Origin of the sequence: Microbulbifer mangrovi (assembly GCF_002009015.1) — a bacterium.
In the GTDB taxonomy this organism is placed as follows: Bacteria; Pseudomonadota; Gammaproteobacteria; order Pseudomonadales; family Cellvibrionaceae; genus Microbulbifer; species Microbulbifer mangrovi.
In genome coordinates, this window is the sequence record NZ_LZDE01000109.1 from 1 (window position 1) to 1,455 (window position 1,455).

The window sequence follows — 1,455 nt, forward strand, 5'->3', positions numbered from 1 at the left end:
GTCGCCGACGCTCCTGAAAACCTCCACCCGCCACCTGACCTTACCCCTAAACAGAGACACCTTGATTAGAGTTTGCCAATTTACAAATTCGTAGTGATTACTCAAATGCGAAGGCGAAGTGCCACCGTAGGAATTTGCGGCTCACATAATCGGAAAGAAACCTCAACGTCCCTTCACAAGGTAGGCAATCGCCTTATCCAACCCCTCGATTGTCATCGGATACATATGCCCGTCCACGAGACGCTGGGTCATGCTGATACTGGATGTGTACTGCCAATACTCTTCGGAAGTGGGGTTGAGCCATACCAGTTTTTCGTAGGTATTGGTCACCCGCTGCATCCAGGCCGCGCCCGGCTCTTCGTTCATGTGTTCCACACTCCCGAATCGGCTGGTGATTTCGTAGGGTGCCATCGAGGCATCGCCGACGAAAATCACCTTGTAATCCTTGCCATAGGTACGCAGCACCTCCACCAGTGGTGTGGATTCCGAGTAGCGGCGCTGATTGTCCTTCCACACATGTTCGTAAACAAAATTGTGGAAATAGAAATACTCCAGATGCTTGAACTCACTGCGGCAAGCAGAGAAGAGTTCCTCGCACTGCTTCACATACGGATCCATGGAACCGCCGACATCGAAGAAGATCAGCACCTTCACCGCGTTGTGGCGTTCCGGCACCATCTTGATATCCAGCAGGCCGGCGTTGCGGGCGGTGGATTTAATCGTGTTATCCAGATCCAACTCTTCCGCCGCACCGGAGCGAGCGAACTTGCGCAGTTTGCGCAAAGCAACCTGAATATTGCGGGTACCGAGACTGATGCTGTCATCCAGGTTGCGGAACTGGCGTTTCTCCCAAACCTTGGAGGCGGACTTGTTGCGGCTCTGTCCTCCCACCCGGATACCACCAGGGTGATAGCCGCTATTGCCGAACGGGCTGGTACCGCCAGTGCCGATCCACTTGTTGCCGCCGCTGTGCTTTTTCTTCTGCTCCTCGAGGCGTTTCTTGAACTCCTCCAGTATCTTCTCCAGCCCACCCATGGACTGGATTTTTGCCTTCTCTTCCTCGCTCAGCTGCTTCATAAACTCCGCGCGCAGCCAGTCCTCCGGAATCATCTGCTCGAGGATATCGTCCAGGGATTCCAGGTCTTTAAAATAAGCGGCGAAGGCGCGGTCAAATTTATCGAAGTGCTTCTCGTCTTTCACCATGCAGGTGCGGGCGAGAAAGTAAAAATCGTCCAGGTTGGCATAAACCAGCCGCTGCTGCAGGGCCTCCAGCAACGAGAGCAGCTCGGTGATGGATACCGGGAGATCGTAGCGGCGGAGGTTTAGGAAAAATCCAATAAGCATAGCGTGCGCACGACGAAGTAAATGGTTCCGGGCGAAGGCGGCGATACCGGGTGAACCTTTGCGAAACCTTCCGCGAGAGGGACCTCGTGGAAGAGCCCCCATGGATGGGTT

General features: G+C 54.4%; 1 protein-coding gene. It reads right to left on the reverse strand.

Annotated features, from left to right (window positions below; genetic code table 11):
* Window positions 1–162: 162 nt before the first annotated feature.
* A complete protein-coding gene (locus B4U49_RS00535) occupies window positions 163–1,344 on the reverse strand; it encodes a vWA domain-containing protein (protein WP_078082657.1) in 1,182 nt (393 codons plus the stop codon).
* Between the last annotated feature and the right edge of the window lie 111 nt (window positions 1,345–1,455).

What these genes read in the sequence shown, in the direction of transcription:
- B4U49_RS00535 (WP_078082657.1), bottom strand. Translation starts at nt 1,344, where the DNA reads ATGCTTATTGGATTTTTCCTAAACCTCCGCCGCTACGATCTCCCGGTA.